The 25,063-nt window shown below is 69.3% G+C and carries 18 protein-coding genes; 5 read left to right on the forward strand and 13 right to left on the reverse strand.

Annotation, left to right across the window (positions count from 1 at the left end; genetic code table 11):
* Positions 1–44 precede the first annotated feature (44 nt).
* Together ACWPKK_RS06580 and ACWPKK_RS06585 are read right to left on the reverse strand one after the other, a co-directional pair.
* Complete coding sequence (locus ACWPKK_RS06580; RefSeq protein WP_452002036.1) at positions 45–1,607, reverse strand: multicopper oxidase family protein; 1,563 nt, start codon at positions 1,605–1,607, stop codon at positions 45–47.
* An 81-nt stretch (positions 1,608–1,688) separates the two neighbouring features.
* Positions 1,689–2,108, reverse strand: a complete 420-nt coding sequence (locus tag ACWPKK_RS06585; RefSeq protein ID WP_452002039.1) for a hypothetical protein — start codon at positions 2,106–2,108, stop codon at positions 1,689–1,691.
* A gap of 183 nt (positions 2,109–2,291) precedes the next feature.
* Here ACWPKK_RS06585 and ACWPKK_RS06590 point away from each other — a divergent pair, with 183 nt between their 5' ends.
* Positions 2,292–2,501: a hypothetical protein gene (locus ACWPKK_RS06590; RefSeq protein WP_324871978.1), complete on the forward strand. Its 210-nt coding sequence runs from the start codon at positions 2,292–2,294 to the stop codon at positions 2,499–2,501.
* Positions 2,502–2,504: 3 nt separating this feature from the next.
* Here the strand turns inward: ACWPKK_RS06590 and pbpC are convergent, their stop codons facing one another.
* The 5 genes from pbpC to cutA all read right to left on the reverse strand — a co-directional run bounded on the left by pbpC (position 2,505) and on the right by cutA (position 12,842).
* Entirely contained in the window at positions 2,505–4,559 is a 2,055-nt protein-coding gene (pbpC, locus tag ACWPKK_RS06595; RefSeq protein WP_452002042.1) for a penicillin-binding protein 1C, read from the reverse strand.
* A gap of 213 nt (positions 4,560–4,772) precedes the next feature.
* Complete coding sequence (locus ACWPKK_RS06600; RefSeq protein WP_452002045.1) at positions 4,773–9,989, reverse strand: MG2 domain-containing protein; 5,217 nt, start codon at positions 9,987–9,989, stop codon at positions 4,773–4,775.
* A 192-nt stretch (positions 9,990–10,181) separates the two neighbouring features.
* Complete coding sequence (locus ACWPKK_RS06605) at positions 10,182–11,093, reverse strand: LysR substrate-binding domain-containing protein (RefSeq protein WP_452002047.1); 912 nt, start codon at positions 11,091–11,093, stop codon at positions 10,182–10,184.
* On the reverse strand, positions 11,090–12,328 hold the full coding sequence (locus tag ACWPKK_RS06610; RefSeq protein WP_452002050.1) for a molybdopterin molybdotransferase MoeA: 1,239 nt from the start codon (positions 12,326–12,328) through the stop codon (positions 11,090–11,092). The genes ACWPKK_RS06605 and ACWPKK_RS06610 overlap by 4 nt, the downstream gene beginning before the upstream one ends.
* 181 nt (positions 12,329–12,509) lie before the next feature.
* Positions 12,510–12,842 (reverse strand): divalent-cation tolerance protein CutA, encoded by a 333-nt coding sequence (gene cutA, locus ACWPKK_RS06615; RefSeq protein ID WP_452002053.1) that lies wholly within the window; start codon positions 12,840–12,842, stop codon positions 12,510–12,512.
* 126 nt (positions 12,843–12,968) lie between these two features.
* Between cutA and ACWPKK_RS06620 the strand changes: the two genes are divergently transcribed.
* Positions 12,969–13,286, forward strand: coding sequence for a hypothetical protein (locus ACWPKK_RS06620; protein WP_452002056.1), 318 nt, complete (start codon positions 12,969–12,971; stop codon positions 13,284–13,286).
* Positions 13,287–13,356: 70 nt separating this feature from the next.
* Here ACWPKK_RS06620 and ACWPKK_RS06625 read toward each other — a convergent pair whose 3' ends face one another.
* The 5 genes from ACWPKK_RS06625 to ACWPKK_RS06645 all read right to left on the reverse strand — a co-directional run bounded on the left by ACWPKK_RS06625 (position 13,357) and on the right by ACWPKK_RS06645 (position 18,913).
* Positions 13,357–14,556, reverse strand: a complete 1,200-nt coding sequence (locus ACWPKK_RS06625) for an ATP-binding protein (RefSeq protein ID WP_452002059.1) — start codon at positions 14,554–14,556, stop codon at positions 13,357–13,359.
* A 279-nt stretch (positions 14,557–14,835) separates the two neighbouring features.
* Positions 14,836–15,048 carry a DUF1127 domain-containing protein gene (locus ACWPKK_RS06630; protein WP_452002062.1) on the reverse strand — a complete coding sequence of 71 codons (213 nt, stop codon included), beginning with the start codon at positions 15,046–15,048 and terminating at the stop codon, positions 14,836–14,838.
* A gap of 218 nt (positions 15,049–15,266) precedes the next feature.
* On the reverse strand, positions 15,267–16,268 hold the full coding sequence (gene glpX / locus ACWPKK_RS06635) for a class II fructose-bisphosphatase (protein WP_310113416.1): 1,002 nt from the start codon (positions 16,266–16,268) through the stop codon (positions 15,267–15,269).
* Between the two features lie 66 nt (positions 16,269–16,334).
* A complete protein-coding gene (locus ACWPKK_RS06640) occupies positions 16,335–17,639 on the reverse strand; it encodes a homoserine dehydrogenase (RefSeq protein ID WP_324871969.1) in 1,305 nt (434 codons plus the stop codon).
* Positions 17,639–18,913: an LL-diaminopimelate aminotransferase gene (locus ACWPKK_RS06645; protein ID WP_452002065.1), complete on the reverse strand. Its 1,275-nt coding sequence runs from the start codon at positions 18,911–18,913 to the stop codon at positions 17,639–17,641. Before ACWPKK_RS06645 ends, ACWPKK_RS06640 begins: the two co-directional genes overlap by 1 nt.
* Before the next feature lie 324 nt (positions 18,914–19,237).
* On the opposite strand from ACWPKK_RS06645, the gene ACWPKK_RS06650 reads away from it, so the two are divergent.
* Positions 19,238–21,310 (forward strand): methyl-accepting chemotaxis protein, encoded by a 2,073-nt coding sequence (locus ACWPKK_RS06650; protein WP_452002068.1) that lies wholly within the window; start codon positions 19,238–19,240, stop codon positions 21,308–21,310.
* 54 nt (positions 21,311–21,364) lie between these two features.
* Here ACWPKK_RS06650 and ACWPKK_RS06655 read toward each other — a convergent pair whose 3' ends face one another.
* Positions 21,365–22,438 (reverse strand): response regulator, encoded by a 1,074-nt coding sequence (locus tag ACWPKK_RS06655; RefSeq protein ID WP_452002070.1) that lies wholly within the window; start codon positions 22,436–22,438, stop codon positions 21,365–21,367.
* Positions 22,439–22,647: 209 nt separating this feature from the next.
* Here ACWPKK_RS06655 and ACWPKK_RS06660 point away from each other — a divergent pair, with 209 nt between their 5' ends.
* Both ACWPKK_RS06660 and sppA read left to right on the forward strand, forming a co-directional pair.
* Complete coding sequence (locus ACWPKK_RS06660; protein ID WP_452002072.1) at positions 22,648–23,220, forward strand: peroxidase-related enzyme; 573 nt, start codon at positions 22,648–22,650, stop codon at positions 23,218–23,220.
* Positions 23,221–23,277: 57 nt separating this feature from the next.
* A complete protein-coding gene (sppA, locus tag ACWPKK_RS06665; RefSeq protein WP_452002074.1) occupies positions 23,278–25,029 on the forward strand; it encodes a signal peptide peptidase SppA in 1,752 nt (583 codons plus the stop codon).
* The last annotated feature ends 34 nt before the right edge of the window (positions 25,030–25,063 follow it).

Raw genomic sequence — 25,063 nt, forward strand, 5'->3', positions numbered from 1 at the left:
CGCTGAGAGCGGGGGAGGGTTAGGGTGGGGTTTAACGCAGCCGCTCACCCCACCCCCTCGACCACCACCTCCGTCATCATCCCCGTCGCCATGTGCAGCAGGTTGTGGCAGTGCAGCGGCCAGCGGCCTGGGTTGTCGGCGTCGAAGGCCACCGTCACGCTGCCCATCGTCGGCACCAGCACGGTGTCGCGCACCGCCCCCACCACCGGGCGGCCATTGATCGCCACCACCTGGAAATGATGGCCGTGCAGGTGCATCGGGTGAGCCATCATCGACGGGTTCTCGAAGGTCAGTTCCACCCGCTGGCCCTGGCGCACCATCAGCGGCGTATGAGCACCGAAGGTCCGGTCGTCCAGGCTCCAGACATAGGGCGCCATCGACCCGGTCAGCCGCACCCGCGCCGACAGATCCGCTGCGCGGGTTGGAAGAGACTGCCCGGCCACCAACCGCCGCTCCAGCGACAGGTCGAGCGCTTCGGTCGCGGCGTCTCCCCGTTCCGCCAACCGCTGCACGGCGGCGCCGGGCGTGGCGAGCACGATTCCGGTCCGCTGCACCCCGCCTTCGCGCAGGGCAAGGATCGGAAAGGCACCGCCTTCGGAGGGCAGCGTCAGCCGGATGTCGAGCCGCTGCCCCATGCTGATCCCGAAGCGGTTGCCGGCGACCGGGTGCACGGGGTTGCCGTCCGCCGCGACCACCTCCCCGGTCAGGCGCCCGAGATCGAGATGGAAAGCGGTGGAGGTGGCGCCGTTGATCACCCGCAGCCGCACCCGGCCGCTCCGCTCCACCCGCACGACCTCGGGATCCGCAAGCGTGCGGTCGTTGGCGAGATAGGCGTCATACTCGACGTCGTTGAGGTCCATCGCCATGCCGCCGGACATGGCGTGCCCCGCGGAGCCATGAGCCGCCCCGCCGTGATTCGTCCCGCCGTGATTCATGGAGCCGTGATTCATGGCCCCGTGTGAGCCATGTCCCATGGAGCCGTGGGAACCATGTCCAGTTTGGCCGTGACCGCCATGCCCCGTCCCGCCGGCCGGCCCGGTCAGCGAGGCCAGCACCTCGGCCGGATCACGGAAGGTGAAGTCGTGCAGCAGGATGGTCACCTCCTGCTCGTCGGCGCGGAGGTCGTCGGGGCTGCGGACCACCAATGGAGCCGCCATCAGCAATTGTTCCTGCAGGCCGTGGTGGGAGTGCATCCAGTGCGTGCCCGTCCGCGGCGCGAAGTCGTAACTCGCAGAGCCGCCGTCGCGGATGGTCGGGCGATTGATGTCGGCCACGCCGTCCTGGGCATAGGGCGGAGTCTGGCCATGCCAGTGGATCACTGCCTCTTCCCCCGCCCGGTTGGCGAGATCGACCAGAAACCGCCGTCCGGGATCGAGGACAAGTCCATGCGTGCCGTTGGGCTGGCGGATGCCGAACACGCTCGCCGCCTTGCCGTTCACGTCCAGCGTGCGGCGCTCGATGGTCAAACCGACGGGAGGCAGGCGGACGGGCTGATCCGCGACCGGCGCGGCGGCCAGGGTGGAGCGGGGAAAGGCGGGCAGCAGCGCGGCACAGCCGCCGGCCATGGCCGTCGACAGCAGACGGCGGCGCGAAAGCGCGAGAGTCATTGCGGACACCGGAATTTCGAATTGGGGGAAAGTGCGGAAGGCGCCGTCACGCCCTGAACGGACGCAGACGACGCGAACGCTTCATCCCAGCCGCGGTGGCGGAAGGTCCGGGCGCACTCCCTGCCCCTCGCGCAACGGTCCTGCGGGCCAACCCGGCATCGCCCTCGCCAGCACGACCGGAACGACCAACTCCTCCCCCGGCGGCGGCGCCGTCACGGCAGCGCAAGCCATGCCGCCGCAGCAGGGCTGCAGCACACCATGGTGAGCTGCTTCCTGACGGCCTGATCCTTGCGACTGGGCCGGAACCAACCGGATATGGTCGGTCTTTGCCGCCGATTGCAGGTGTTGCTGCGCCATGGCCGCGGGCGAAGGGCTGTCGCCGTCATGCGGGCATGCGGCGACGGCGGTACCTTGCCACAGCAGCAGGACGAGCATAGCCAGGGCCATCGCCCCCGCTATGCCCGTCAACCGCCGCAGCCAGTCGGTGACGCAGATCGGCACCGCAACGCTCCCGCTTGTTACCCAGCCATTTCAGATAGGCCGTCGGGCCGATGCGGTCAATCGCCGCCGGCCACCGGACAGCCCCATTACCCATTCAGTCCTAAGAGCTTTCCCGAGCATGGAACTGCAACACAGCTCCCCTATATTCGCGCTCACCCGAAACAACCCACCTTCGTCGTGACCATGTCCGCCTCCGCCCGTCCGGCCAACACCCCGCACATCGCGACCCGTCAGCTGCATTGCGCCTGCTGCGGCCGTCCATTCGTCCGTCCGTCGACGCGGGGGCCGGCACCGCTCTATTGCTCGGTGGATTGCCAGAAGCAGATGCGGGTCCGCACGCGGGTGTGGAGCCAGCGCGACGACGCTCCGTTCGGTCTGCGGCGCGCGTCCTAGGGTTCAGCGAATCTCGACGGTCGCGCTGTCGCTGCGGCCGTCGGCGTCGAGCACGGTAACGCGGACCAGCCCCGGACCGTCCGGTCGCCACACCACCTCGCGTGCGATGGGCGACTGGGCGATGCGGCGCCCGTCGATCAGCCAGGACAGCGGCCTCCGCCCGCCGGTGGCGGTCAGGGTCATCGGCTCCCCCTTCCCGTCCGGCCCCAGCGCTTCCAGCACCATGTCGCTGACCGGGAAGGTCAGGCGAAGCCGGTCGGTCTGGCGGGGACCGGCCACCTCGGCGTCGCCGGGCCGCAGGCGGCGCAGCAGTTCCGGCGGCGTCTCGTTGCGCACCGGGCCGGCGGGCCGGCCACGATCGGCCGGAAGCCGGTCGAACACCTCGAACAGCAGCGGCGCCGCCGTGTTGCGGCCGTAGTGGTCGGGACTGGGCGTACCGTCCGGGCGGCCAACCCACACGCCGACCGTATAGCGCCCGGTCACGCCGAAGGCCCAGGCGTCGCGGAAGCCATAGCTGGTGCCGGTCTTCAGCGCCACCGGCCCGCTGCCACGCAGCTCCTGCGCCTGAACCACGCCGGGCGGCGGCGGAGAGCCTTCCAGGATCGCCCGAACCTGCTGCGCCGCCGTGGCCGACAGCAGCCGGTGCTCCGCACTATGGCCATCGTCCCTGGTCGCACGCAGAGGCGCAACCAGCCCGTCGCGGGCAAGCCCGCTGTAGAGCGCCGTCATGTCCCACAGGCTGATCGACGCCCCGCCCAGGGCCACTGGCAGGCCCGGCAGCGCCGTGCCATGGGGCAGCACGAGCCGCGCGCCGGCCCGCCGCAACGCGTCGGCGAATCGCAGCGGCCCCACCCGGTCGAGCACCAAAACCGCCGGCACGTTCAGGGAGCGTTGCAGCGCCTCCATCACCGTCAGGTCTCCGGTGAAGCTGCGGTCGAAATTGCGCGGCGCCCAGTCGCCGAAGCGGGTGGAGACGTCGGCGATCTGGGTCAGCGGGTGAATGATGCCGTCGTCGAAACCCAGCCCATAAATGAAGGGCTTCAGCGCCGATCCCGGCGAGCGCACCGCCCGCACCATGTCGATGGGCCCCTGCCGCGTCTCGTCGAGCGCATTGGGACTGCCGAGATAGGCCAGGACCGAACGGTCGCGGTTGTCCACCACCAGTACCGCCAGCCCGGCCTGCGGGTTCAGCGTCTCCGCCGCCCGGCGGCCAAGGGCTTCGACCGCCTGCTGCAGCGTGCCGTCGATGGTGGTGGCGATTTCCGCCCGGCCGGGGTTGGCGCTGCGCAACCGGTCGGCCAGATGCGGGGCTGACGCGGGCAGGGGCAATCGCGCCGATGGCACCGGCAGCGACTTCGCCTCCGCCACCGCCCTGGGCGACAGGGCGCTCGCCTCCGCCACCCGGTCCAGCACCTTGTCGCGCGCCGCCTGCGCCCGCTCCGGATAACGGTCGGGCCGCAGCCAGGACGGCGATTGCGGCAGCGAGACCAGCAACGCCGCCTCCGCCGCATCCAGTTCCACCGGCGGCTTGCCGAGCAGCATCAGCGAGGCCGCCCGGATGCCTTCGATGTTGCCGCCATAGGGGGCGAGCGTCAGGTACATGCCGAGGATGTCGCGCTTGTCGTAGCGCCATTCCAACTGCGCCGCCCGCGCCGCCTCGATCAGCTTGGCCGTAAAGGTGCGCGGCCGCGGCTCCAGCAGGCGGGCGACCTGCATGGTGATGGTGGAGGCGCCGGAGACCACCCGCCCGGCCCCCAGATTCTGCGCCGCCGCGCGCAGCACTGCCAGCGGGTCGACGCCGGCATGGCTTTCGAACCGCCGGTCCTCATAGGCCAGCAGCAACTCGACGAACAATGGGGAGACGTCGTCGACCGTCGCCGGCAGACGCCACGCCCTTGCCCCGTTGGTGAAGACGCGCAACGGCTGGCCCTTGCGGTCGGTGACCGTCACCGACAGATCGGCCAGCCTATCCAGCGGCGGCGGGAACAGCCGGTCGAACGCCAGCGCCGTTCCCAGAACCGCGACGAGGGCGGCTGCCGCGATGCCCGTCCGCTGCACGAGCAAAGTTAATCTGCACAGGCGATAAAGCCTCTCTCCCCTTGCGGGAGAGGGGTTGGGGTGAGGGGTCGCAAATCCAAACTTCCACCGGCCTTGAGGCCGACCGCCCCCCTCATCCCAACCCTTCTCCCGCAAGGGGAGAAGGGCATCCGAGACAGCGGGGCGCTTGTCTGCTTTCAAGCGCAACAACCGGAACCACCTCCGCGCCAATCGTCACTCCGCCGGACGGACCGTGATCCGCCCAGTGTTCTGGCGGGCGAAGAAGCGCGGCTTGTACATGTCCTCCACCGTCGCGCCCGGCAGTTCATAGGTGCCGGGGGTGATGGCGCGGACGATGAAGGCCAGCTTGAAGGTCTGCTGATCCTCCGTCAGGTCCACCGCGGCGACATAGCGGTCGTCGCGCGCCTCGGTCGTGCGGGTGTAGCTGAGGTCGCCCAGCCACTGCATCTCCTCCGGCGTGCCGCCGCCGAGCTTGGCGTTCTCGATCTCCCAGCCGGCGGGCAGCGCATGGGTCACCATGCCCTGGTGGAACAGCTTGGTGTTCGCCTCGCCCTCCAGCACAACGACGAAGACGTCGTTCTGCTTGATGGTGTCGAGGTTCAGCACCTCGCCCTTGCGGGTGAAGAAGTTGCGCTTGATGCGCAGCCCTTCGCGCGCCGCCGGCTGCGGCGCCACCGGCACGCCGGACAGCGACACCGCCTGCCAGACCGCCGCCTTGCCGGCGTTGGCAACCGGGATGCCGGCCTTCAGCTGGGCCAAGGTCGGGGTCAAATCGACCCGCGACCCGTCGCGCCGCGTGCCGCCAAGCGTGACCTCCACCTTGGCCGGCGAACCGCGCAGCAGAGCGTCGGCCGCCAGCACCGACCATGCCTTTTCCTGCGTGTTGGTGCGGTTGGCGGCGGTGGCTGAGGCCGGAAGCCGGTCGATCAGCGCCGGGATGCGGTTGCCGGACATGTTGACCTCGGTCATCAGCGCCACCAGCGCCGCGGCGTCGCGGACGGTGGAGCCGTAATCGACGTGCCATTCCTCACGCGCCAGATGGCCAACGGCGCTGTCGAAGGCGCTGGCCGCCCGCTCCTGGTCGCCCATGCGGGCCAGGGCCGCCCCCAGCTGCCCCTTGGCGAGCGGCGTCGGCAGCTTCTCCAGCCCCGTGTCGTGCAGGTAGCGCGCCGGCCCCGGCAGCGACACGCCGGCCAGCGCCAGCGTGTGCAGGGCATAGGCGCGCACCGTCAGATCCGCCGGTTCCGTCGCGCTGGCGATGGCGCGCTGGCGCAGCCAAGTCAGAGCATCGGTCAGCGGCTTGTCCGGTACCGCCTCGCCCTTCTGCTTGGCGCGCACCAGGAACTCGGTGGCATAGGCGGTCAGCCAGCCGTCGGCCTCGTCATGGGCGCCCCACAGGCCGAAGGCGCCGTCGAAGCGCTGCTTGTCCATCGTGCGGGAGATCGCCTGCTGGACGCGGGCCTCCAGCCCATCGTCCGGCTTGCGGTCCTTGCCCAGCGCCAGCTCGACGTCGCGCACCACCAGCAGCGGCAGGGCACGGCTGACCGTCTGTTCCAGGCAGCCGAAGGGATAGCGGTCGAGCGCCCGCAGGATGCCGCCGACATCGAAGGGCGGCGCGGTGGTGAAGCTGGCCGACCAGTTGGTCGTCCCCGGCAGATAGGTTGCCAGTTCCGCCCCGTCGAAGCGGACGCTTTCGCCCGGCGCGATCTGGCGGGTGACGAACTGCGTCTCGACCGCGCGGGCCGGGCGCACGGTGATGCCGTACTCGTGGCTCAGCGCCAGATTCTCCGGCCCTTTCACCGCCACGGCGACATGGCCGATGCCGGCGGCGACGCCCTTCAGCGGCACGACCAGCGTCTTGCGCTCGCCCTTCGCCAGCGGAACCGACAGGCTGCCGCCCTCCACCGACACCGCATCCTGCGCGGTGACCGCCACCTCATAGGTGCCGGCCGCCGCCTCCACATTGTGAAGCGACAGCGTCACCCGGCTGTCGTCGCCGGGAGCGAGGAAGCGCGGCAGGATGGCATCAGCGACCAGCGGATCGCGCACCGTCACCGGCCCGGCGGCGGAACCGACCCGGCCACGGCTGTAGGCCACCGCCATGACGCGAAGCTCGCCGTTGAAGTCCGGCACGTCGAAGCCGATGCGGGCGGTGCCGTCGGCCCCGACCTTCACCGGCCCCTGGAACAGCGAGACCACGGTGAAGGGCACCACCGGCAGCCCGGCACCGCTGGAATCGCCGCCCTGGCGCATGGCGCCGTAGGGACCGTCGAGCGGATCGATCAGCCGGCCGTAATCGTCACGGATGTCCAAGCCCAGCCGGCGCTTGCCGAAATAATGCTTCTCCGGCTGCGGGCTGGCGAAGTCGGTCAGGCGAAGGATGCCCTCGTCCACCGCGGCCAGCGTGACATAGGTGTCCTCCATCGACCCGCCATCAGCGGCAGCGACCTTCACGCCGACCTCCAGCCGGCTGCGCGGACGCAGCACCTGCGGCGCGTCCAGCGTGACGGCCAGCGTGCGCACCGACGGATCGACGCCGACCCAGGCAACGCCCATGGCGCGCACCGGTTGGCGCTCCCGGCCCTTGACCGGCGGACGGTAGGCGGTGGCGGTGACATAGGCGCCGGGACCCCAGGCGGCATCGACCGGGATCTCCACCGTGGCACCCTCGGCCGGAACCGAAATGGTGCGCACGTCGAAGATGCGATCGGTCGCCACCGTCACCAGCAGTTCGCCGGCGAAGGGCGGTGCCACGCGGATGCGGGCGGTCTCACCCGGCTTGTAGGACTGCTTGTCGGTGGAGACCTCCAGCTTGTCTGGGATGTCGGCGGTCTCGTCGCCGCTCGCCCAGCCGGAATAGAAGCGGTAGGAACTGGCGACGCCCGCCGCCTTGTCCGTCACCTCCAGCCGGTAGCGGCCGAAGTCGCGCTTGCCGAGCGCCACCTGTGCCGGCTTGTCGGCGGCGACATCGACGGTGCCGGACGCCAGCGGCACGTCGCGCACGGTGGCGTTGTAGCTGTAGCGGCCATCGCGGCGGAACCAGACGAAGGAGACGCGCTCCTCCACCAGTTCCCACTTGATGCCGGGCTTGGCGATGGCGCTGCCGTCCGGCGCCACGGCGACGAGATCGAAGGCGGCCTCCGCCCCCTCGCCGATACGGCCATCGGAGAAGCGCGGGCGCAGGCCCAGCGCATGGGTCTTCGGCCGCACCGGCACGCTCACCGACTTGTGCACCGGGCGCCCGCCCGGCTCGGACAGGGTGACGCGAATGTCGGCGCGCAGCGGCTTGCTGGTGTCGGGCACCTCCGGCAGCGTCACCTCGACGCGCGACACTCCCTGATCGTCGGTGGTCGGGAACTCCAGCGGGTCGAGCCGCTCGGTCGGATTGTCCTGCACACGGCCGAAGCGATAATCCTTGAAGGTCGGATAGGGCATCGGGTCGGGCTTCAGCGCCACCTCGGCGGTGCCGTCCAGCCCGGCGGCCGGCGGGCCGTAGAGGAAGCGGCCCTGCGCCGTCACCTCGAAGGGCTGGCCCGGCACCAGGATCGGCGCGCTGGCGGTCAGGTCGAGCGCCAGCTTGATCGGCACGAAGTCCTCGACCTGGAACTCGCCGCGACCGATCGGCTCACCCTTCGGGTCGCTGTAGACCAGCACCTCCCAGCCGCCGAGCGGCGCGGTGCGGGTCAGGCTCAGCGGCAGGAAGAAGCCGCCGGCCTCCCTGCCCTTCAGGGCGCCGCTGTAATATTCCGTGCCGCTGGGGCGCATGACCTTCACGGTCAGCGGGAAGTTGTCGACCGCCTCGGTCTTGTCGTCGCGCAGCAGGATCGACAGGTTCACCGTCTCGCCCTGGCGGTAGACGCCGCGGTCCGCATAGACGAAGGCGTCCATCGGCCCCGGCGCCGGACGCCCGCCGACTCCGCGGTCGCTGAGGTCGAAGGCGGCGCCGGTCAGGTCCTGCATGGCGAAGTCGGTGCCAAGATAGGCCATCACCATTTCGGGCGCGTTGCCGCCGGTCTTCAGCAGGCCGGGCGCGAAGCGGGCGCGGCCGAACTCGTCGGTCTTGGCGCGGGCCAGTTCGGAGTTGTTGCGGGCGACCAGCGCCACATCCACCCCCGGCAGCGGCTTGGCCGAGCCGAAGGAGCGGGCGAAGACGGTCAGCCCGTCGGCCCCGCGGAAGCTGGTCAGGCCGATGTCGGACAGCAGCACCCACTGGGTCGCCAGCGCGTCCCAGCGGTCGCTATCCTCCGTGTCATGTGGACGGGCGGTGACGACATAGAGGCCGGCCTTCGGATCGTCGCCCACCGCCTGCCGGAACGGAATGGCGGCGGTGACGTCGCGGTTGCGCTCCCCCTTCACGTCCAACGTGCCGGTCCACACCAGTTCGCCATTCTCCTGGGCCAGCCGGTCGGCGGCATAGCCGGTCAGCTCGCTGAACAGGGCGGCGTCATATTTGTTGGAGACCAGCGCGCGGTCGGCGATGCGGTAGACCGACACGTCCAGCCGATCGGTGTTGACGCTGACCACCGGAATGCCGTCGGCGCCCTTGCGCGGCAGGATGTAGGCGGAGCCGCCGAACGCGGCCATCGACGGCCGGTCGGGCACGCGCACGCGCTGGGTCTCGTCGGCCTTCAGCGCCACGCCGTCCTCGCCGGGCAGGCCCTGGCGCAGGGTGACGGTGTAGCCGTTGCCGTGGGTGACGCCGCGCAGGCACAGGCTGTTCTCCCGCGCTTCGAGCGCGGTCTTGGTCGGCGGTTCCACCCGGACGTAATCGTCGAAGCGCACGCCCTGCTTGCCGCTCAGCCGGTCGGAGAACTGGAAGCAGACGCGCGGGCTGGTGCCCTCGGCGTTGACGGTGACGCCGGTCATCGCCAGTCCGGCCTTGCGGCGCATGGCGACGAGCCGCTCTTCCAGCTTCGGCGCCTGGGTGTCGAGGGTGGCCGCTTCCAGCTTCGGCGCCAGTTCGCGGATGGCCTTCAGCGCCTTCACCGCCTCGTCCGGCTTGCCGAATGCCTCGTCCATCAGCGTGGCGATGCGCCAGAGGATGGCGACGCGCTCCTCGTCCTTCGGGTTGAACTGGGTGGCCATGACGGCGCTCTGCAGCGCGCGGTCCTTGTTGGGCGGGGATGCTGCCATCCAGGCGGCACTCAGCTCCAGCCAGACCGAAGGCGATCCGCCGCCCTGGGTGATGGTCTTCTCATAGGCCTGGATGGCGCCGGCCATGTCCTTGCGGTCGCGGGCGGCGCGCGCCTGCTTCAGCAGGTCGGCGATCACCTGAGGCTTCGGCTGCGGCGGCGATTTCAGCAGCAGCCCGTTGGCATAGGCGGTGGCATCGGACAGCGCCCCCGGAGGCGTGTAGTCGGCGCGGACCGGAGTGCCTAGGAAGGCCATCACCACAAGGACCCAGAGCAGCGTCAGCAGCCGTACCATCATGTCGCCTTACAACCGGAAGCGGGAATGCCCGGTTATAGCGCCGATAATCGGGCTATGGCGATAAGCCGAAGCGCCGATGCCACTTCCCGATAGCTTGCTGGACTCTCCCTCTCCCCCCTGGGGAGAGGGTCGGGGTGAGGGGGATGCACAGGTTGGATTCTCGGGAAAGGGCCGCTACGCGTCCCCCTCACCCTAACCCTCTCCCCGGGGGGGAGAGGGAATATCCTCCACCGCCAAGCGCACGAACGCCCGCTCGGCGATGCTGCGGTAGCGGTCGCGGTGGCGCAGCAGGTGGAAGGGCCGGGCCGGCAGATCCAGCCCCTCCAGCGCCACGATCCGTCCGGTTGCCAGATCCTCCGCGACGATCAGGTCGGACAGCACGCTCGCGCCCACGCCGGCCAACAGCGCCGACCGGATCACCCCGCCACCCGGCAGCGTCATCGCGACATCCAGCCCGTCCGGCTCCACCCCCGCACCGCGCATCGCCGCCTCGAATAGCGCGCGGGTGCCGGAGCCGGGTTCGCGCAGGATCCAGCGTCCGGCGGCCATCCCCTCCCGCCCCACCCTGCGAACGCCGGCCCAGGGGTGCGTGCCGCCCACCACCAGCCGCAGGCGGTCGCCCTCGATCGGTTCGCTGACCAGCGCCGAATCGGTCACCGCCCCCTCGGCAATGCCCAGTTCGGCGCGGCCGTCGCGCACGGCCTCCGCGACCTGTTCGGTGTTGCCGATGGACAGGTCCACGCGGATGCCCGGATAGGCCTCGGCGAAGCGCAACAGGCGCGGCGGCAGCCAGTGGTTGCCGACCGTCTGGCTGGCCGCCAGCCGCAATGCGCCGCGCGACAGGCCCGACAGCTCGGCCAGCATGGTGCCGGCCTCTTCCACCTTCGCCAGGATGGCGCGGGCCTGACCGTGCAGCAGCTGACCGGCGGCGGTCAGTTCCACCCGCCGGCCGATGCGGTCGAACAGGCGCAGGCCATGCTCCGCCTCCAGCGCGGCGATGGCGGCGCTGACCGCCGGCTGCGACAGGTGCAGCACCTCCGCGGCGCGGGTGAAGTGCAGCATCTCCGCCACGGTGGCGAAGATGCGCAGTTGCTCCAGCGTCACGCGAACAGGCCGGTGAAGGGCAGGAAGTCCACCAGATCGCCCGGCCGCACCGCGGTGGCCTCCGCCGGCATGTCGACCAGCCCGTCGGCCTCCACCATGGAGGTCAGCACGCCGGAGCTGTCGCTGGGGAACTTCACGGCGACCGGACGGCCGTCCTCGCCACGCTCCAGCCGGGCGCGCAGGAACTCGCGGCGGCCGGGCTTCTTGGTGAAGGTGAAGTCGGCGACCACCAGACTGCGCGGCGTGGCGATGCTGGATGCCCCCGAAAGGCGCAGAACCAGCGGCCGGCCGACCAGCAGGAAGGTGACCATCGCCGACACCGGATTGCCGGGCAGCCCCAGGAAGGGCGTGTCGCCGACACGGCCCAACGCCAGCGGCTTGCCCGGCTTGATCGCCAGCGTCCACAGGTCAATGGAGCCCAGTGCGTTCACCGCCGCCTTGACATGGTCCTCCTCGCCCACCGACACGCCGCCGCTGGTGACGATCAGGTCGGCGGTGCCGGCGGCCTCGGCCAGCGCGGCGCGGGTCGCATCCGGCCGGTCGGGCAGGATGCCGAGGTCGCGCACCTCCACCCCCAGCGCATCGAGCTGTGCGGCCAGCGTGTAGCGGTTGGCGTCATAGATGGCATGGTCGGGCTTCGGCGCCCCCGGCTCCCGCAGTTCATCGCCGGTGGAGAACAGCACCACCGTCAGCCGCTTGCGCACCGTCAGGCTGGAACGGCCGACCGCGGCGGCGAGCCCAACCTCCTGTGCCCGCATCCGCTGGCCGGGGTGCAGAACGACGGCGCCGGCCGTCATGTCCTCTCCAGCAGAACGGATATTGGAGCCCCGCTTCAGCGAGGCCGGGACCAGAACGGCGTCGCCGTCGGTCCGGCAATCCTCCTGCATCGCCACGGTGTCGACGCCGGCCGGGACCGGCGCGCCGGTGAAGATGCGCACCGCCTGCCCCGGCCCGACGGTGCCCTCGAACTTGGAGCCCGCCGGCACCCGCCCCACGATGTCGAGGCGCCGGAACCCCTCCCCGGCATCGGCGGCATAGGCCCAGCCGTCCATGGCGGACACGTCCGCCGGCGGCACATTGACCGGAGCCACCACCTCCTCCGCCAGCACGCGGCCGAGCGCCTGGCGCAGCGGCACTTCCTCCGTCCCTGTCACGGCGCCATATCCCTGCGCGACGCGCGCGACCGCCTCGTCCAGCGACAGGGGGGTGGGGCCGTGTGCGGAGCAATCGTCCATGGTCTCGATGTCCTTGATAAGGTATCCGGCGACGCGCCGGTCGGCGTCGGCTATCGCGCTCGCCCGAAGGAGCGGTCAATTCGCGTGACCGGTACCGTCAACTGCAGCGCGCGACCTTGATCGACGTCAAGATCCTGTTTCGGCATGTGCCGGTTGCGCGCCCCTTCTGCCTCCCGGCCGGTCAGGCCGTCTCCGCCCGCAGCCAGTCCAGATAGGCGGGATTGCCGCGCCCGACCGCAAGCTCCACCACGCAAGGCGTGTCGTAGCTGTGCAGGTCGCGCACGCGGGCGGTGAGCCGGTCGAACAGCGAGGATCGGGTCTTGGCGATCAGCACCGCCTCCTCCGCTTGTTCGATGGCGTCGTTCCATCGATAGATGGAGGTCATGCCGTCCAGAATGTTAACGCAGGCGGCCAGACGCTCCTCCACCAGGGTGCGGCCGATGCGGAGCGCTTCCTCCTTGGAGCCGGCGGTGATGTAGGCGAAGACCAGCGGGTCGGTCCCGGTCTCAAGCATGGAAGGGCTCCTCCTTTTCGATGCACCTGCGATGAGCTTTCGCGTAGGATGCCCCCACTTTGCCACAGCCCCCGCCAGGGCCGGCACCCCCCTGTCCCATCCAGCTTTCGCAAGAGTCGCCCGTCCATGGCCAAGCCCCGCCGTTCCCCGTCCCGCGGCGCCCCGTCAGACGTCCAGGGGGCTTGGCTGCGCCGCGGTCTGGACCAGCCGGGCGGCAAGCTGCCGCTGTTCGACGAGCGGGGGCAGCGCGTGAAGAAGGCGACGGTCGAGGCGTGCCTGAAGGGCGGCTGGGCGGAACGCTGGTTCGACAATCCGCTGAAGCCGGACTGGCTGGTCTGCCGCCTGACCGAAGCCGGGCGCGTCGCGCTGAATGGACACGGCGGAAACGAAGAAGCCCCCGCCGATGGGGCGGAGGATGATGCGCGCCAAGGTGCGCTGATCTGAGGTCAACTCATGGCGGGACGGCAGGAACGCCTCTGCGCTTGCGGGACGCTCCGGTTACCGGGCGACCCCGTCACTGGGCGACTTGGGCGACGCCGTCGACGCGCTTGATCCGAAGCAGCCTGTCTACCTCGGCCTGCAGCTGGCGCGGGGTCACCGGCTTGTGCAGCACGGCCACACCATGGGCGGAGACGTCGGCCAGTGTATCGATGCCCGTCTCGCCGGTCAGGATCATGGCGGGGATCTCCTCCCCATAGCGTTCGCGCACGCGGCGGATCACTTCCGTGCCGACGCGCCCCTCGCGCAGCCGGTAATCGGCGATGACGATGTCCGGCGCCCGGTCCAGAGCCTCCAGCCGGTCCATCGCCCGGTCGGGGCCGTCAGCCGCGACCACGCGGAACCCCCATTCGGTCAGCACCGTCTGCAGACCCAGCAGCACCACCGCATCGTCGTCCACCAACACCGCCAGCCGTGGCCGGTCGATCACCGGCCGGCGGTCCACCCCACCCGCGCGGGTGGGGATGAGGCGGGCGGGAGCCAGCGGCACCAGCACCCGGAAGGCGGAGCCCTGTCCCTGCACCGAGCGCACCTGAACCGGATGGTCGAGCAGTTGCGACAGCCGCCGCACGATGGCAAGCCCCAGCCCGAGGCCGCGCAGCCGGTCGCGTTCCGGATTGCCGACCTGATGGAACTCCTCGAAGATGCGGTCGAGATGTTCGGGCGGAATGCCGATTCCGGTGTCCTGCACCTCGATGGCCAGCCTCTCGCCATCGACCCGGCAGCGGATGCGGATGGCGCCGGCCTCGGTATAGCGCAGGGCGTTGTCGACCAGATTGCGCAGCAGCTGCATCAGCAGCCCGCGGTCGGTCCGCAGAACGGCCTCGCAGCCCTCCACCCGCCAGACCAGCCCCTTGGCGGTGGCCTGCTCGGCATAGGCGGAATCGAGCGCGTCGGTGATCTCGCTGGCGGCAAACGTATCCAGCACCGGCGTGACCACCCCGGCCTCCAGCCGGGAAACCTCCAGCAGGCCGTCCAGCAGCCCCTTCATGGTGTCCAGCCCCTGGTCGAGCCGGGACAGCAGGTCGCGCCCATTGTGATCGCCGACATGGCGGGCCAGGGCCGCGGACAGGAAGAACAGGGCTTGAAGGGGTTGGCGGAGATCGTGGCTGGCGGCGGCGAGGAACTTCGCCTTGGCAAGGTTGGCGCGCTCGGCTTCCTCCCGGGCGGCGTCGCGCTCCGCTTCCAACGACTGAAGGCGATGTATGAGACTCATGCGACCACGGCTCTCACGGAGGATTGGGGTTCCCGAAGGCGCCCCGTTTCCATTTTAGAACAGAACCGGGGTTAATGTTAAACTGCATTAACCATAACTGTGCTGCAGCGCGCAACCCCTCCCAGGCATATGTGCCGCATGGGCAGGGTCGATGAAGAAAAGGTTAATGCATGTGCATATGCGAAAGCCCCGGGAACTTTCCGGGGCTTTCCGCATTCGGGACTCGGATGGGCCGCCGGGCGCCAGACGCTTTGGGCAAACCCTTCGATAATCCGGCTATCAAAAGCCGCGGCGAACCGCGTTGTGAATCTCGCCCCGGGTCAGACCGATGTCGGACAGTTCGGCGTCGGACATATGGTTCAGCTCACTTTCCGCGCGGCGAAGTTCAATCCGTTCGCGAACCCAATGAACGACACGTTGAAAGACAGTGCTTCCCTTTGTTCCGGCCGCAAACAATTCACCGGACGTAGATTGCATCGAAGAGTAGGCCATGATGATCTCCTGCGCTTGGCGCTCGATTACATGAGCCTATTTTGCCTTTTGCATCCGCGAAATCAATGGCAGGGCCTCTGCGGCGCGGCGGCGGCAGACCTGCGCGAATTCGATAGAACCTTCGTAGGCAAATGGAGCCAGATCAAAGCGGGCACGAAAAAACGCGCGGAGGTTTTCCCCCGCGCGTCTTCAAAAACAAAGCCCTGGTGCTGTCAGGCTTACTTGACGGCCGGCTTGCGCGACAGGTTGTGGTGCGCCTCGATGTAGCGGACCGTGCCCGACTTGGAGCGCATGATGACCGAATGGGTGTAGGCGCCGCCCGGAACCCGGCGGACACCCTTCAGCATGGCGCCGTCGGTCACGCCGGTGGCGGCGAACATGACGTTGCCGCGCGCCAGCTCGTGCAGGCTGTACTTCTTGTCCAGGTCGGTGACGCCCCACTTGGCGGCGCGGGCGCGCTCGTCGTCGTTGCGGAACAGCAGACGGCCCTGGAACTGACCGCCGATGCAACGCAGGGCCGCGGCGGCCAGCACGCCTTCCGGCGCACCGCCGGAGCCGACATACATGTCGACGCCGGTGCCGGCCTGGCTGGTGGCGATGACGCCCGACACGTCGCCGTCGTTGATCAGCATGATGCGGGCGCCGGCTTCACGGACGCGGGCGATCAGCTCGGCATGGCGCGGACGGTTCAGGATGCAGACCAGCAGCTCCTCGATCTCGGTGCCCTTGGCCTTGGCCAGAGCCTTCAGGTTATTGGCCGGCGTCTCGTCCAGGTCGACGATGTTGTCCGGCAGCCCGGCGCCGACGGCGATCTTGTCCATGTAGACGTCGGGGGCGTTCAGGAAGCCGCCCTCCTCCGCCATGGCGATCACGGCCAGCGAGTTCGGGCCACCGGTGGCGCAGATGGTGGTGCCTTCCAGCGGGTCGAGCGCGATGTCGACCTTCGGACCGGAACCGATGCCGGCACCGACCTTCTCGCCGATGTACAGCATCGGGGCCTCGTCGCGCTCACCCTCGCCGATCACGACGGTGCCGTCGATGTAGAGCGTGTTGAGCGCCTGGCGCATGGCGTCGACCGCGGCCTGGTCGGCCAGCTTCTCGTCGCCGCGACCCATCAGCAGCGAGGCCGACAGGGCGGCGGCCTCGGTCACGCGGACGGCCTCCAGCGCGAGGTTGCGGTCCATGTGGGACAGGTCGACATGCGTAGACGGCGTAGACATCGTGTGCTCCCCCCGACTCTTCGGTCGTATAAGGCTGTGTTTGGTTATTCTGGGAAACGGTCCCGATCAGAACTGCTCGATCCGGATCATCCGCGGCGGCTCCAGCACGTTGTCGCTGGCCGCGATGGTCGCAAGCGCGCGCTGCATGGCCGCCTCGTCGGTGTCATGGGTGGTGAGGACCACCGGAACGCCTTCGCCCGGCGAGCGGCCGCGCTGCAGGAACTGCTCCATGGAGACGTTCTGGTCGCGCATCGCCGCTGCGATATCCGCTATCACACCGGGGCGGTCCACCACCATCAGGCGGACGTAGTACGACCCGCGGCGCGCTTCCATCGGCGAGGGGGTTGCCGCGCCCAGCCGATCGGCCGGAACGCCGAAGGTGGGCGTAGACCGCCCGCGGGCGATGTCGATCAGGTCGGCGACCACCGCCGACGCGGTCGGCCCGGCACCGGCCCCGCGGCCGACGAACAGCACCCGGTCGGCGAAGTCCGCCTGGGCCACCACCGCGTTGAAGACGCCGTCCACCGAAGCGATCGGCGCGGTCTTCGGCACCATGCAGGGATGGACGCGCTGCTCGACGCCCGCATCGGTGCGACGTGCGATGCCCAGCAGCTTGATGCGGAAGCCCAGCTGGTCGGCATAGTCGAAATCGACCGCCGAGACCTGCCGGATGCCTTCGATGTAGACGGAGGAGAAGTCGACCGGAGTGCCGAAGGCGACTGAGGCCAGGATCGCCAGCTTGTGCGCGGCATCGACGCCGTCGATGTCGAAGCTGGGATCGGCCTCGGCATAGCCGAGAGCCTGGGCATCGGCCAGCACATCGGCGAAGTCGCGGCCGGTGGTCCGCATCTCCGTCAGGATGTAGTTGCAGGTGCCGTTCAGGATGCCGTGGATTTCAGACACGCCGTTGGCGGCAAGACCTTCGCGCAGCCCCTTGATGATCGGGATGCCGCCGGCCACCGCCGCCTCGAAAGCGACGGTCAGGCCGTTGGATTCGGCCTTCCGGGCGATCTCGGTGCCATGGACGGCCAGCAGCGCCTTGTTGGCGGTGACGACGTGCTTCCCGGTCTCCAGCGCCGTGGCGACGGTGTCGCGCGCCGGACCTTCCGAGCCGCCGATCAGCTCAACCACCAGATCGGCACCGGATTGAGCGGCCATGACGACGGGATCGTCGAACCACTGGACCCGCGACAGGTCGACGCCGCGATCCTTGCCCTTGGACCGCGCGCTGACCGCGACCACCTCGATCCGGCGGCCGCAGCGCTGTTCGATCAGCGAACCTTGCGTGTCCAGCAGCTTCAGGACACCGGCGCCGACCGTACCAAGGCCGGCGACGGCGATTTTCAGGGGGGCTTGCTGGGCGTTCGGCATCAGGCTTTCGCTTTCTCGGATTCCAAAAGGGCGGCACGGGCCACCGGGTCCTTGCTCGCCGCAACGCCGCCGGCGTTGGAGCGGAAGAACTCCTTGATGTTGCGGGTCGCCTGACGGATGCGGTGGACGTTCTCCACCATCGCCAGACGGACATGGCCATCGCCGTATTCGCCGAAGCCGATGCCGGGCGCCACCGCGACCTCCGCCTGCTGCAGCAGCAGCTTGGAGAATTCCAGCGAGCCCAGATGGGCGAACTGCGGCGGGATCGGCGCCCAGGCGAACATCGACGCCTTCGGGCTGGGAACCTCCCAGCCAGCGGCGGCCAGCCCCTCGATCATCACCTCGCGGCGCTGCTTGTACATGTCGCGGACCTGCTGCACGCAGTCCTGCGGACCGTTCAGCGCGGCGGCGGCGGCGACCTGGATCGGCGTGAAGGCGCCGTAGTCGAGATACGACTTGATGCGGGCCAGCGCGGTGATCAGCGTCTTGTTGCCGGTCGCGAAGCCGATGCGCCAGCCGGCCATCGAATAGGTCTTCGACATCGAGGTGAACTCGACCGCGATCTCGCGCGCTTCCGGGATCTCCAGGATCGAGGGCGGCGGGTCGTTGTCGAAGAAGATCTCGGCATAGGCCAGATCGGACAGGATGTAGATGCCGTGCTTGCGGCAGAACTCCACGATCGGGCGGTAGAAGTCGAGCCCGACCACCTCGGCCGTCGGGTTCGACGGGTAGTTCAGCACGAGCGCCAGCGGCTTCGGCACGCTGTGGCGCACGGCGCGCTCCAGCATGATCATGAAGCTGTCGATATCGGTCGACGCCCCGTTCTCCATGCCCACCGGCAGGTGGCGCACCGAGGCGCCGGCCAGGATGAAGCCGAACGGGTGGATCGGATAGCTGGGGTTCGGCACCAGGATGATGTCGCCCGGGCTGGTGATCGCCTGGGCGAGGTTCGCCAGCCCTTCCTTCGAGCCGATGGTGACGATGCACTCGGTCTCGGGGTCGATGTCGACGTTGAAGCGGCGCTTGTAATAGGCGGCATGGGCCTTGCGCAGGCCGGGGATGCCGCGGGAGTTCGAATAGCGGTGCGTCTTCGGATCGCGCACGGCCTCGACCAGCTTGTCGACGATGTGCTGCGGGGTCGCCTGGTCGGGATTGCCCATGCCGAGGTCGATGATGTCGGCGCCGTTGGCCCTAGCTCGCGCCTTCATCGCGTTCACTTCGGCGAAGACGTAGGGCGGCAGGCGCTTGATGCGATGGAATTCGTTGTTCGACATGGACGCTCCGGAAGACCGCTCCGGTCACGCCACGAACCCAAGAGACCTGCGGACCGGGACTGACGTTCTACCGCCCTGACGCGACGGAAGCGAGGCAAATTTCGCGGGATGCGCGGCAGGCACGGCGCTTTGGCCGCAAGCGGCCGCGAAGGCGGCGCGCAAGCGCCGGGAAGGCGACACGGCAGGGTGACCGATCAATTCCCTCAACTATGTCGTGGTTAAACCTAACTGTGCCTTAACTCATTAGCCTTCATATTACCAAAGTCGGGTGACCGCAGAGGCATCCGAATGAGTCCAGACGGTCCCGTCTGCTGGAAATGTGAGATGGTTTCGCTTTTGAAGGCCGCCGACGGCCTCCTCGGCAATATGCGCGTCATGCGGAAGCTGGCGCTCGCCCTGTCCATTCCGATGGCGGGCGTGGTCGTGACATCCTCGCTTCTGGTATGGGACCAGTTGCAGGCGAGCCGACGCGCCGACGATCTGGCGTCCGTCACCCGCCTGTCGGTCGGCATGACCAGCCTCGTGCACGAGCTGCAGAAGGAACGCGGGTCGTCGTCGGTGTTTCTCAGCGGCAAGCTGGACGAGGACCGACGGCGGATGGAGACGGTGCGGACCGCATCGGACGGCAAGCTGGTGGACCTGATGCCGCAATTCGCCGCCGCCCGCATCCGCGATCCCCATGTGGCTACGGCGATCACCAGCGCCCGCGACGCATTGTCGCAGCTGTCCGGCCTGCGCAGCGGCGTGAACGCCATGACCCAGTCGCCCTTGGAAACGGTGGCGAGCTACACCGTCATGATCCGCAAGCTGCTGGACGCCGCCGGCCAGGCCCGCAGCATGTCCGACGACAGCGACCAGCTGCGCGCCGCCGACGCCATGGTCTCCCTGTCGGAGGCGAAGGAACGCTTGGGCCAGCAGCGGGCGGTCGGCGGCGCCGCCTTCCGCAAGGACCGGTTCCCGGCGGACGCGCATGAACGCTTCATCGAACTGAACGGCGAATACAAGGCGCTGATGGCCGGCTTGAAGGCCAAGATGACGGCCGAGGAAGCCGCCTTCTTCGACAGGACCTTCACCGGCGGCGTCGTTGATGAGGTGGAGCGGATGCGCCGCATCGGCGTCGCGTCCGCCTATGGCGCCGGAAACCAGGGCGTGGATGCCGGCAAGTGGTTCGACACCATCACCGTCACCATCGACATGCTGCGCACCGTCGAAATGCGGGTGGCCGACAACCTGATCGCGCTTGCCAGCCGGGACGTCCGGGATTCGATGACCCGCCTCACCGGCGTCGTCATCGGGGTGGCCGTGCTGCTGGTGATGATGACGCTGATCGCGGTGCTGGTCGCCCGCAACATCACCCGTCCGATCGCCCGCCTGAACTCGGACATGGCGCGGATGGAAGCGGGCGAGCGCGAATTGACCATCGCCGGGGCCGAACGCGCGGACGAGCTGGGCGCCATGGCCCGCCGCCTGGACCAGTTCCGCCTCAGCCTCGCCGAGGCCGACCGGCTGGCCGCCGAACAGCAGCGGCAGCAGCAGGAGCGCCTGCGCGAGGCGGAGCGGCTGGAACGGCTGGTGGAGGAGTTCGACCGCCACATCGAATCGGTGGCCGAACGGCTGGCCGGCGCGGCCACCGGCCTGCGCGGCAATGCCGAGCAGATGAGCCGCATCGCCTCCGACACCGAAGATCACGTGCTGTCGGTCGCCCGCGCGTCCGAAGGGGCGTCCAGCAACGTCCAGGCCGTGGCCGCCGCGACGGAAGAGCTGACCGCCTCCATCGCCGAGATCGGGCGCCAGATGGCGGGTTCCACCGACATGGCGGAACGCGCGGTAACCGACGTGCGCCACACCGCCGGCGTGATCGCCGATCTCAGCGATGCCGCGCAGCAGGTTGGCGAGATCGTGCGGATGATCACCGACATCGCCAGCCAGACCAACCTTCTCGCCCTCAACGCCACCATCGAGGCCGCACGGGCCGGCGAGGCCGGCAAGGGCTTCGCCGTCGTGGCGAGCGAGGTGAAGCAACTGGCCAGCCAGACGGCCAAGGCGACGGACGACATCACCGCGAAGGTCGCCGAAATCCAGTCCGCCACCAGCCAGACCGTCCAGGCCATCGGCGGCATCGGCACCATCGTCACCCGCATCGAGGAAAACATCTCCGCCGTCGCCGCCGCGGTGGAGGAGCAGAACGCCGCAACCGCAGAAATTGGCCGCAACGTCCGTCAGGCCGCGGACGGAACCGACCAGGTCTCCCACAACGCCGCCCTGGTCAGCACAGAGGCCGGCCGCGCCGGAAGCATGGCGAAGGAGGTGCTGCAGATGGCTGACGCCCTCAAGCAGAACGCCGACAGCCTGCGCAGCGACGTGACGAACTTCATCGGGCAGATCCGGACGGCGTGAGGGAATGGGGCGGGGTGAGATGCCGTAGCCGGAATTCGTCGCTGACGGACGGCCTCACACCCGCCCCACCTCCGTCGCCTTGGCGTATTTCCGCTTCGCCACCTCCAGCGACGCCAGCAGTTGCTGCCCGGTCGCGCCGCCGTCGCCGCTGACGCGGCCGGTCATCACCGCCTTGATCGCGTCGACATGGGCCTTGAACAGCAGGTGTTCGTTGGCGGTCACCGTGGCCAGGCCGCCGCGGGTGGCCTCGTAGAGCGACTTGGCGATGTGGGTGATCAGCGGATAGCCGAAGATGCCACCCTGCCCGCGCATCTCGTGGGCGGAGCGGTTGACCTGGGCCAGCAGGCCGGACACGGCGTCCGGTTCGCGCGGCAGGCGATCAACGCGGCGGCCCATCTCCTCCACCTCCGCGCCGATCCAGACGGCATAGTCGCCGGCCCGGTTCAGGATTTCCTCCTCGGCCGCGGCAAGCACCTCCGGCGGCAGGGTGGGAACCGGGTCGCGCGGGGCGAGGCCGACCTTGGCACCCAGCCGGTTGGGCAGGTCGAAATAGATCACCGGGAAACGGTCGATCCCGCGGGCCTTGGACGCGCTGTGCACCACCAGGATTTCCGACGGCGCGGTGGCCCGGCAGTCCATGGCGACGGGCTTGTCGGCGCGGCGGCGGTCGGGGCCGAAATAGCCCTTCGCCAGGACGAAACGGCGCGGCCGGGCGATGGCGAACAGCAGCCGGCTGGCGATGGTGTGCGCCGAAAAGGGCTTGGCGATGAAGTCGGTGGCGCCGAGATCGCGGGCCTGTTCCACATACTGGCGGTCGGCGGCGCCCGACAGCATCAGGACCGGCAGGAACTTGTCGGGGCTCTTCGGGCTGTAGCGGATCCAGCGCAGCAGCATCAGCCCGTTGACCTCGGGCATCACCAGATCGGACAGGATCAGGTCGACCGGGGCGGTCCCCGGCGGCAGGGCGGCGCGCCGCTCCTCCAGCCAGCGGATGGCGTCGGCGCCGCTCGCCACCCCCTCCACCCGGCCGATGCCGATGGTGCGCAGGGTGGCGGTCAGGACCGCGCGGATGAAGCCGCTGTCCTCCACCACAAGGACGGACAGAAGATCGAGCTTCGGCTGGGTCATCGCCATCTGCTTGGCGCCATCTGATTGGTAAAGCGGGCCATATCCCCGCATTCAGTACCCCTTCTTCTTGCACAGCCACGCCGCTTTGGCGAGAGACAAGCGCACGGGACAACCCGCCGGATTCAGGCCACACGAGACAGGAGCCGCTGCCGCGGTTACCCTCCGCCGGGCAAACAGACGCACCAACCAACAACGAGAGGATTCGCCCGATGCCGCAGCCCGATCACGTCATGGCCCTGCCCCTGCCGGAAAAGCCGGACCTCGACCCCGACATGCAGGTGCTGTTCGACAAATGCGTGGAAAAGCTGGGCTTCGTTCCAAATGTGCTCCGGGCCTACAGCCTGCGGCCGAAGAAGCTGCGCAACTTCGCCATGGTCTACAACGAGCTGATGCTGGGCGAGAGCGGGCTCAGCAAACTGGAACGCGAGATGATCGCGGTCGTCGTGTCTTCGGCCAACCACTGCTATTACTGCCTCGTCGCCCATGGACAGGCGGTGCGCAAGCTGTCGGGCGACCCTGAGCTGGGCGAGATGCTGGTCGCGAACTATCGCGTCGCCCCGCTGGAACCGCGCCAGCGCGCCATGCTCGACTTCGCCTGGAAGCTGACGAAGGAACCGATGTCGGTGGGCGAGACGGACCGCGAGGCCCTGCGCGCCGTCGGATTCAGCGCGGAGGACATCTTCGACATTGCCGATACGGCCGGCTTCTACAACATGTCCAACCGTCTCGCGACCGCGGTGGACATGATCCCCAACCGCGAGTACCACAGCCAGGACCGTTGAGGCTGGATTTTCAGCGTCGGTCGTCCGGCACCACCGAGGCCACACAGGGTTGGAATCATGAGGATCGTCCGCTTCTTCGTGCGACTGTTCGCCGTCATCGGCTTCCTGCTGGTGGCTGGGGCGGTGGCGGTGGTGGTGGTGGCCGTCCGCCACGAACCCGCCCTGCCCAACGCGGTGGTGCTGGAACTCGACCTGACCAAGCCGCTGGCCGAAAGCGAAAGCGGCAAGATCGGCAGCTTCTTCGAGCACCAGACGACCCTGCGCGAGGTGCTCGACGCGCTGGACGGCGGCGGGCGCGACCCCAAGGTGAAGGGCGTGCTGGCCCGCTTCAGCGACGACAGCATCGGATTTGCCCAGACGCAGGAGCTGCGGGCAGCCATCGAGCGCTTCCGCGCTTCGGGCCGCTTCGCCGTCGCCTTCGCGGAGGAGTATGGCGGGGGCGGGCCGGGCAATCGCTCCTACCTGCTGGCCAGCGCCTTCGACGAGGTGTGGCTGCAGCCGCTGGGCACGCTGGGCATCACCGGCCTGTCGGCGGAACTGCCCTTCGCCCGCGATGCCTTCGAGCAGCTGGGCGTGCAGCCGCAATTCGCCCAGCGCGAGGAATACAAGAGCTTCGCCGACACCTTCACCAAGTCCGGCATGACCCCGGCCAACCGCGAGATGATGGAGGCGCTGGTCGCCGACCTCACCAAGCAGCTGGTCGAAGGCATCGCCACCAGCCGGCGCCTCGCCCCCGCCGCGGTGCGGACCGCCATGGACAATGCCCCGCTGCTGAGCCGCGAGGCACTGGACCAGAAGCTGGTCGACCGGCTCGGCTATGCCGACGAGGCGCGCGAGGCGGCGCTGAAGCGTGCCGGCGCCGGGGCGGAGCTGGTGGAGCCGTTCGATTACCTGTCGGTGGCCGGCGGTCCCCACGACGCCGGCCCGACCATCGCCCTGATCCACGCCGTCGGCACCATCACCGGCGGCAAGAGCGAGAAGCCGGCGCTGGGCGAGGTCGCGGCCGGGTCGGAGACCATCGTCGAAGCCATCGAGGAGGCGGCCGACGATCCGGAGGTGCGCGCCATCCTGTTCCGCATCGACAGCGGTGGCGGTTCCGTCTCGGCGTCGGAGGCGATCCGGCGGGCGCTGGTCAAGGCGCGCCAGAACGGCAAGCCGGTGATCGCCAGCATGGGCGACGCCGCCGCGTCGGGCGGCTATTGGATCGCGCTGGCGGCCGACCGCATCGTCGCCTCGCCCGCCACCGTCACCGGCTCCATCGGCGTCGTCGCCGGCAAGTTCGGCGTCGGCGGCCTGTCCGACAAGCTGGGCGTCCATTGGGACCGCGTGCAGGGCGCCCGCAACGCCGGCCTGTGGTCGCCCGTGCGTCCCTTCGACGATAGCGGGACGGAGCGGCTGAACGCCATCATCGACGACACCTATGCCAACTTCCTGCAGCGCGTTGCCGAATCCCGCCGCATGTCGCCGGAGCAGGCGCGCAACGTCGCCAAGGGGCGGGTGTGGACCGGCGCGCAGGCGCGCGAACTCGGCCTCGTCGACGAGCTGGGCGGGCAGGACCAGGCGCTGACCCTGGCCCGCACCGCAGCCGGCCTGTCCCCGGATGCCGCGGTGACGCTGACCCCCTTCCCGCCGCCGAAATCCGTCACCGACCAGCTGATGGATCTGATGTCCGGCCGCGGCGAACTGGTCGGCGCCCTGGCCGCCGTGGCGGAACTGCGACCGCTGCTGGCCCAGCTGCGCCCGCTGGTCGCCGCCGTCCAGGGCGACGGCGTCCAGGCCCGCTTGCCGGCAATGACGCTGGAGCGCTGAGGACAAAGCCGTGCCAACCGGCGGGGCCCGCTTC

The sequence above is a fragment of the Azospirillum largimobile genome (genome assembly GCF_977007025.2).

Coding starts and splice junctions, on each gene's coding strand:
- ACWPKK_RS06580 (WP_452002036.1), bottom strand. CDS start 1,607: ATGACTCTCGCGCTTTCGCGCCGCCGTCTGCTGTCGACGGCCATGGCC.
- ACWPKK_RS06590 (WP_324871978.1), top strand. CDS start 2,292: ATGTCCGCCTCCGCCCGTCCGGCCAACACCCCGCACATCGCGACCCGT.
- ACWPKK_RS06600 (WP_452002045.1), bottom strand. CDS start 9,989: ATGATGGTACGGCTGCTGACGCTGCTCTGGGTCCTTGTGGTGATGGCC.
- ACWPKK_RS06610 (WP_452002050.1), bottom strand. CDS start 12,328: ATGGACGATTGCTCCGCACACGGCCCCACCCCCCTGTCGCTGGACGAG.
- cutA (WP_452002053.1), bottom strand. CDS start 12,842: ATGCTTGAGACCGGGACCGACCCGCTGGTCTTCGCCTACATCACCGCC.
- ACWPKK_RS06620 (WP_452002056.1), top strand. CDS start 12,969: ATGGCCAAGCCCCGCCGTTCCCCGTCCCGCGGCGCCCCGTCAGACGTC.
- ACWPKK_RS06625 (WP_452002059.1), bottom strand. CDS start 14,556: ATGAGTCTCATACATCGCCTTCAGTCGTTGGAAGCGGAGCGCGACGCC.
- ACWPKK_RS06630 (WP_452002062.1), bottom strand. CDS start 15,048: ATGGCCTACTCTTCGATGCAATCTACGTCCGGTGAATTGTTTGCGGCC.
- glpX (WP_310113416.1), bottom strand. CDS start 16,268: ATGTCTACGCCGTCTACGCATGTCGACCTGTCCCACATGGACCGCAAC.
- ACWPKK_RS06640 (WP_324871969.1), bottom strand. CDS start 17,639: ATGCCGAACGCCCAGCAAGCCCCCCTGAAAATCGCCGTCGCCGGCCTT.
- ACWPKK_RS06645 (WP_452002065.1), bottom strand. CDS start 18,913: ATGTCGAACAACGAATTCCATCGCATCAAGCGCCTGCCGCCCTACGTC.
- ACWPKK_RS06650 (WP_452002068.1), top strand. CDS start 19,238: ATGGTTTCGCTTTTGAAGGCCGCCGACGGCCTCCTCGGCAATATGCGC.
- ACWPKK_RS06655 (WP_452002070.1), bottom strand. CDS start 22,438: ATGACCCAGCCGAAGCTCGATCTTCTGTCCGTCCTTGTGGTGGAGGAC.
- ACWPKK_RS06660 (WP_452002072.1), top strand. CDS start 22,648: ATGCCGCAGCCCGATCACGTCATGGCCCTGCCCCTGCCGGAAAAGCCG.
- sppA (WP_452002074.1), top strand. CDS start 23,278: ATGAGGATCGTCCGCTTCTTCGTGCGACTGTTCGCCGTCATCGGCTTC.